Here is a 6,967-nt window from a genome sequence, read left to right as displayed (position 1 = left end):
CATCGGCGACGGTGTCACTCCGGGCAACGAGGGCCGCGGCTACGTGCTGCGCCGCCTCCTGCGCCGCGCGGTGCGCTCGATGCGCCTGCTCGGCGTCGACGCGCCCGCCCTCGACCACCTGCTGCCGGTCAGCATGGAGCGGATGAAGGCGTCCTACCCCGAGCTCGAGACCGACTTCAGCCGGATCAGCCAGGTCGCGTATGCCGAGGAGGAGGCGTTCCGGCGCACTCTCAGCTCGGGCACGACGATCCTCGACACCGCGGTGGCGCGGGCCAAGTCGTCCGGTGCGTCGACGCTCGGCGGCGCCGAGGCGTTCGCCCTGCACGACACGTACGGCTTCCCGATCGACCTGACCCTCGAGATGGCCGCGGAGCAGGGCCTGCAGGTCGACGAGCCCGGGTTCCGCAGGCTCATGGGCGAGCAGCGGGACCGCGCCAAGGCCGACGCCCGGGCGAAGAGGTCGGCGCACGGCGACACGAGCGTCTACCGGCAGCTGTCCGACACCCTCGGGCGCGACGTCGAGTTCACCGGCTACGACCAGATCGAGACCGACACCCGCATCCGCGGCCTGATCCGGGACGGTGTCGTCGTCGACCGGGTGGGTCCGGGTGACGAGATCGAGCTCGTCCTCGACCGCACGCCGCTCTACGCGGAGTCCGGCGGCCAGCAGGCCGACCACGGCCGCATCCGCCTCGCGAACGGTGCGCTGCTCGAGGTCACCGACGTCCAACGCCCCATCACCGGCCTCGTCGTGCACCGCGCGACGGTGCTCGAGGGCGAGGCGGGTGTCGGTGACGACGCCGAGGCCGAGGTCGACGTCACGCGCCGCCGCTCGATCTCCCGCGCGCACACCGCGACGCACATGGTCCACCAGGCACTGCGCGACGAGCTCGGCGACACGGCGACGCAGGCGGGATCGGAGAACTCCCCGGGCCGGCTCCGCTTCGACTTCAAGTCGTTGCAGGCCGTCCCCGCGGCGGCGATGGCCGAGATCGAGGGGCGGATCAACGCCGTGCTCCTCGACGACCTGCCCGTGACGGCCGACATCATGGCCATCGACGCAGCCAGGAAGCTCGGCGCCATGGCGCTCTTCGGCGAGAAGTACGGCGAGCGCGTGCGCGTCGTCTCCATCGGTGAGTGGTCGCGCGAGCTGTGCGTCGGCACCCACACGCCCCGCGTCGGTCAGATCGGCGTCGTCAAGCTGCTGGGTGAGAGCTCGATCGGCTCGGGCGTGCGACGCGTCGAGGCGCTGGTGGGCGCCGACGCGTACTCCCACCTCGCGCGCGAGGCCACCATCGTCAGCCAGCTGACCGACACCCTCGGGGTGCGCCGGGACGAGCTGCCCGACCGCATCGCGACGATCCTCGGTCGTCTGCGCGACGCGGAGAAGGAGATCGCGGCCGTGCGGCAGAGCCAGGTGCTCGGTGCAGCCGCCGGTCTCGTCCAGTCCGCGCGCGACATCAACGGCGTGACCTTCGTCAGCCACGACGCGGGTGACGGTGTGACGGGCGACGACCTGCGCAAGCTCGTCACCGACGTCCGTGGCCGCCTCGGCAACGACCGTCCGGTGCTCGTCTCCATGGCAGCCGTGTCCGGCGGCCGCCCGGTCGTGATCGTCGCGACGAACGAGCGTGCGCGGGAGGTGGGTCTCAAGGCCGGTGCGTTCGTCAAGGTCGCGGCCCAGGCACTGGGCGGCGGGGGCGGCGGCAAGGACGACCTGGCCCAGGGTGGTGGCACCGACCCGACGCGCGTGTCGTCCGCGCTCGGCACCGTCGAGGACCAGCTGCACAGCCGGGGCGCCTGACTTGACCGACCCTCACTCCCGAACCGGGGCACGCGTCGGCGTCGACGTGGGCAACGCCCGCGTCGGCGTCGCGGCGTCGGACGCCTCAGGGGTCTTCGCCCACCCGGTGCGCACCCTGCCCCGTGACCTCGAGGCCGACAGCGACGTCGCAGCGATCGTCGCGCTCGTGGACGAGCTCGCAGCGATCGAGGTCGTCGTGGGGTTGCCGCGGTTGCTGTCCGGCGAGGAGGGTGAGGCCGCCCGCATCGCCCGCGACTACGCCGGTCGTCTCGCAGCGCGACTGGGTACGGTAGGGGTGCGGATGGTCGACGAACGCTTGACCACCGTGGACGCGCATCGCAGACTACGCGACAGCGGTGTTCCTGGTCGGGGACAACGGGCCGTCGTGGACCAGGCCGCTGCGGTGCTCATCCTGCAGTCGGCTCTCGACACGGAGTCGCTGTCGGGCCGTCCGCCCGGAGAAACCGTCACGCCAGGGGGCAAACGGAAGAAGGAACGTCGTCGATGAAGGACCATCTCGCAGCATCCATCTTCGGCGACCACGACGACATCGACCACGAGGGCCACGAGGGCATCGACCACGGCGTCGACGGCTCGGACTCCACCCACGGCCCGGCCGAGGGCACGACGGCCGCCCCTTCCTCGAGCCGGGGCGACATCCGTGCGCAGGAGCTCGCCGGCCGCCGCCGCAGGGGCCGTCGTGCCGACCGAGCGGCAGCCGGGGACGTGCCGCGTGGCAAACCTTCCGTTCTGCGTCGCCTCGTGGTCATCGTCCTCGCCCTCGCCGTCCTCGGTGGTGGCGTCGGAGTCGCGTACAAGGTCCTGCGCCCCGTCGTCGAGGGGTTCCTCGCCTCCAACGACTACCCGGGCCCCGGCACCGGAGAGGTCCGCGTGACCATCGACGCGGGATCCAACGGCACGGCAATCGCCCAGGCCCTCGCCGACAAGGACGTCGTCAAGTCGAGCAAGGCGTTCGTCGACGCCGCCGCCGACGACCCCAGGAGCGCGAGCATCCAGCCGGGCATCTACACGATGAAGAAGCAGATGACGGCGGCCGACGCCCTCGCGCTCCTCGTCGACCCCAAGAACCGCCTGATCACCCGGGTCGTCATCCCCGAGGGGCTCTGGGCGAGCGAGATCTACGCCAAGCTGTCGGCGGCCTCCGGTATCCCCGTCGCCAAGTACGTCGAGGCAGCCAAGCAGGTCGACCAGCTCGGGCTGCCGCCGTCGGCCAAGGGGAACATCGAGGGCTACCTCTTCCCGGCCAGCTACGAGTTCGGCTCCACCTCGACGGCCCTCGAGCAGCTCAAGCAGATGGTCGCCGAGTCGACGAGGCGGCTGGACGCACTCGGCCTCTCACCCGACCGCATGGAGCGCGTCGTCACGGTCGCGAGCCTCATCGAGGGGGAGGCCAAAAACGAGGCCGACCGCGCGAAGGTCGCCCGCGTCGTGGAGAACCGGCTGGGGGCCAAGATGTCTCTCGGGTTCGACTCGACGGTGAACTACATCTTCAAGAAACGTGGCGTGCCCACCCAGGCCATGCTCGACAGCAAGAGCCCCTACAACACGCGTCGTGTGCCCGGACTGCCACCGGGCCCCATCTCCAACCCGGGGGAGAGCGCGCTCCGCGCCGCTGCCAACCCGGTCGGCGGCCCATGGCTCTACTTCGTGACCGTCAACCTCGACACCGGTGAGACGAAGTTCGCCGCGACCTACGAGGAGCACCAGCGCAACGTGGCGCAGTTCCAGAAGTGGTGCACCGACAACAAGGGCAAGTGCTGAGCGAGGGGCGCGGCGGCGCCCGGCACTGTGCGGTGTGGGGCAGTCCGATCAGGCACTCGCTCTCGCCCGTGCTGCACCGTGCGGCTTATGCGGCCCTCGGTCTGGGCGACTGGTCCTACGACCGGCGTGAGGTCGACGAGGGCGGGTTCGCCGACGCCTTCGCCGGGCTCGACGAGACGTGGCTCGGGCTGTCGCTGACCATGCCGCTCAAGGAGGTCGGGCTACGGGCGGCCGCCGCGGTGAGCGACATCGCCGCGGCGACGGGCGCAGCGAACACGCTCGTCCGCGACGTCGACGCCGCAGCCGGCTGGAGCGCGCACAACACCGACGTCCACGGCATCACGATGGCCCTGCGGCTGGCCGGTTGCGCCGACCCCTCGAGCGTGCTGGTCGTCGGGTCCGGCGCCACCGCCCGTTCTGTGGTCGCAGCCCTGACCGGGCCACGCACCACGATCGTGTTCATGGTCCGCGAGCGGGTGCGTCCCGAGACGCTCGCGCACGTCGAGGCGGCCGGCATGACCGCGCACGTCGTCGGCATGGGGGACTGGTCCGCCGCCGCCGATGTCGATGCGGTCATCAGCACGGTGCCGCCCGCGTCGGTGCCCGGGCTTCACACCTTTCCCGGCGCGGCGGGTCGCGTGCGTCGACCCGTCGTCCTCGACGTGGTCTACGGGTCGGGCGTGACGCCCCTGCAGCGGGCTGCCCGCCAGCGCGGTTGGAGCATGGCGGAGGGCACCGACATGCTCCTGCACCAGGCTGCCGAGCAGGTGCGCCTCATGACCGGTCAGCCGGCTCCGCTGGACGCGATGTCGCAGGCTCTGCGGTCGGCCCTCCGGGCGGGCCACGCCTCGGGCACCGACGCCTCCGACGACCGGTGATCGCGCCGATGACGTGGTCCGGGGCATCGGGGGCGCCCTGGTGGTTCGTCGGGCTGCTCGCCGTCGCAGGCGGGCTCGTCGGCGAGGTGCTTCGGCGCCGGCTCGCGACGGGCGACTACCGCCTCGACGACGAGTGCGGGCCGCTCCCGCGGGTGTCGCCGCGGATCGTGCCGGTCGCGCTGGCGCTGCTCTGGGCGTTGCTGGCATGGCGCTTCGGGCCCCTGTCCGAGTGGGCGTTGAGCCCGGCCTACCTCGCGTTCGCGTTCGTGGCCGTGGCCCTGACGTGGATCGACGCGGACGTGCACCGCCTGCCACGAGGACTGACGCGGCCGGCCTACCCGCTGCTCGTGGCACAGCTCGCCCTGGCGTCGCTCGCCTCGGGCGACTGGGCGGCGCTGCGCAGGGCGGCGATCGCCGGCGCCGTGCTGTGGCTCATCTACTTCGTGCTGGCGCTCGTGGCGGCTCTGCTGGGCAGTGGCTTCGGCTTCGGCGACGTCACCCTCGCCGGGCTGGTCGGTCTGGCGACGGGCTACGTCAGTGTCTCGACGACGCTCGTCGCGTCGTATGCCGCGTTCATCCTCGCGGGGCTCTACGGGCTCGTGCGCCTCGCCCTGCGCCGAGGCTCGCGCAAGGACGACATCGCCTTCGGGCCGTGGATGCTGCTCGGACTGCTCATCTCCCTCGTCGTGCAGGTGGGCCCGCTGCTCTGAGCCAGACCGCCTGCCCCGACCGACACCAGCGGTCCCGCGGAGCGGGCGGGTCGGGGGCGGTGTCGGACCGCGTGGGAGGATCGGGGCATGTTGCGTTGGTTGACGGCCGGTGAGTCGCACGGGCCCGCACTCGTCGCCATGATCGAGGGCCTCCCCGCGGGGGTCGAGGTCGGCGCGAAGGACCTGCAGGCCGCCCTGTCCCGCCGGCGCCTGGGCTACGGCCGCGGCGCGCGGATGAAGTTCGAGCAGGACGACGTCGAGTTCCTCGGCGGTCTGCGCCACGGGCTGACCCTGGGTTCGCCCATCGCGGTGCGCATCGGCAACAGCGAATGGCCGAAGTGGACCACCGTGATGAGCCCCGAGGCGGTCAGCGACGAGGCGTATGCCGCGTCGGACGACGTCAACGCGGAGAAGGAGGTCGCGCGCAACAAGCCGCTGACCCGTCCGCGGCCCGGCCACGCCGACCTCGTCGGCATGCAGAAGTACGGGCACGAGGACGCACGCCCGGTGCTCGAGCGGGCGTCAGCCCGCGAGACCGCGGCCCGCGTCGCCCTCGGCGAGATCGCGGCCCGCTTCCTCGAGCAGGCCTACGGCATCCGTCTCGTCTCGCACACCGTTGCCATCGGCACCGCCGTCGTGCCCCCGGGCGCCGCCCTCCCCACCCCCGACGACGTCGAGCGCCTCGACGCCGACCCCGTGCGCGCGTTCGACTCCGCGGGCTCGGCCGCGATGGTGGCCGAGGTCGATGCGGCCCGCAAGGACGGCGACACCCTCGGCGGCGTCGTCGAGGTGCTCGCCTACGGCCTGCCGCCGGGCCTCGGCTCGCACGTGCACTGGGACCGCAAGCTCGACGGCCAGCTGGCCCAGGCCCTGATGAGCATCCAGGCGATCAAGGGTGTCGAGGTCGGCGACGGCTTCGAGACCGCCCGCCGCCGCGGCTCCGAGGCGCACGACGAGATGGAGCTCGTCGACGGCGTCATCACCCGCCGCACCGGCCGGGCAGGAGGCACCGAGGGCGGCATGTCGACGGGCCAGGTGCTCCGCGTCCGGGCTGCCATGAAGCCGATCAGCACCGTGCCTCGCGCACTGTCGACGGTCGACGTCGCGACCGGCGAGGCGGCGACGGCCATCCACCAGCGCTCGGACGTCTGCGCCGTGCCGGCCGCCGGCGTCGTCGCCGAGGCGATGGTGGCGCTCGTGCTCGCCGCGTCGTGCCTCGAGAAGTTCGGCGGCGACTCCGTCGCGGAGACGGCACGCAACCGCACGGCATACCTCGACGGCACCCGGAAGGGGCTCCGCACGTGGTGAACGAGGCTGTCAGCCGTCCGGTGGCCGTCGTCGTCGGACCGCCCGGCGCCGGCAAGACCACGGTCGGCAGGGCCCTCGCGACACGTCTGGGGGTGGCGTTCCACGACGTGGATGCCGCGATCGAGGCGGGGCAGGGTCGCTCGATCTCGGACATCTTCGTGGACGACGGCGAGTCCGTCTTCCGCGACCTGGAGCGGGCCGAGGTGGCCCGCGCGCTCGCGCAGGAGCCGGGCGTCGTCTCGCTCGGCGGGGGAGCCGTCATGGACCCCCTGACCGAGGCCGCCCTCGCCGGCCACGCGGTCGTCTTCCTCGACGTGGCCATCGCCGACGCGAGCCGGCGCATCGGCTTCGACCGCTCCCGTCCGCTGCTGTCGGTCAACCCGCGTGCATCGTGGGTGCGGATGATGAACGACCGGCGCCCCACCTACGAGCGCGTGGCGACCGTGCGCGTCGACACCGCGGGGCGCACGCCCGACGAGGTCGTC

At 72.5% G+C, this 6,967-nt stretch carries 7 protein-coding genes; all 7 read left to right on the top strand.

Annotated elements, in window-relative coordinates; all coding sequences use genetic code 11:
* A partial coding sequence (locus tag AC1DP0_RS15280; RefSeq protein ID WP_478085614.1) for an alanine--tRNA ligase-related protein occupies positions 1–1,804 on the top strand: 1,804 nt, incomplete at its 5' end.
* A 1-nt stretch (position 1,805) separates the two neighbouring features.
* Positions 1,806–2,312: a Holliday junction resolvase RuvX gene (gene ruvX / locus AC1DP0_RS15275; RefSeq protein ID WP_478085609.1), complete on the top strand. Its 507-nt coding sequence runs from the start codon at positions 1,806–1,808 to the stop codon at positions 2,310–2,312.
* Positions 2,309–3,586 (top strand): endolytic transglycosylase MltG, encoded by a 1,278-nt coding sequence (mltG, locus tag AC1DP0_RS15270; protein WP_478085607.1) that lies wholly within the window; start codon positions 2,309–2,311, stop codon positions 3,584–3,586. The genes ruvX and mltG overlap by 4 nt, the downstream gene beginning before the upstream one ends.
* Positions 3,556–4,464 (top strand): shikimate dehydrogenase, encoded by a 909-nt coding sequence (locus tag AC1DP0_RS15265; RefSeq protein ID WP_478085605.1) that lies wholly within the window; start codon positions 3,556–3,558, stop codon positions 4,462–4,464. The genes mltG and AC1DP0_RS15265 overlap by 31 nt, the downstream gene beginning before the upstream one ends.
* Before the next feature lie 8 nt (positions 4,465–4,472).
* On the top strand, positions 4,473–5,174 hold the full coding sequence (locus tag AC1DP0_RS15260) for a prepilin peptidase (RefSeq protein ID WP_478085602.1): 702 nt from the start codon (positions 4,473–4,475) through the stop codon (positions 5,172–5,174).
* An 87-nt stretch (positions 5,175–5,261) separates the two neighbouring features.
* Positions 5,262–6,482 (top strand): chorismate synthase, encoded by a 1,221-nt coding sequence (gene aroC, locus AC1DP0_RS15255; protein WP_478085599.1) that lies wholly within the window; start codon positions 5,262–5,264, stop codon positions 6,480–6,482.
* On the top strand, positions 6,476–6,967 hold a 492-nt coding region (locus tag AC1DP0_RS15250; protein WP_478085596.1), incomplete at its 3' end, for a shikimate kinase. The genes aroC and AC1DP0_RS15250, both read left to right, overlap by 7 nt.

The sequence above is a fragment of the Terrabacter sp. P5_B1 genome (assembly GCF_056400505.1).
This window is presented reverse-complemented; position numbering and strand designations above follow the sequence as displayed.

What these genes read in the sequence shown, in the direction of transcription:
- mltG (WP_478085607.1), top strand. Translation starts at nt 2,309, where the DNA reads ATGAAGGACCATCTCGCAGCATCCATCTTCGGCGACCACGACGACATC.
- AC1DP0_RS15260 (WP_478085602.1), top strand. Translation starts at nt 4,473, where the DNA reads ATGACGTGGTCCGGGGCATCGGGGGCGCCCTGGTGGTTCGTCGGGCTG.
- aroC (WP_478085599.1), top strand. Translation starts at nt 5,262, where the DNA reads ATGTTGCGTTGGTTGACGGCCGGTGAGTCGCACGGGCCCGCACTCGTC.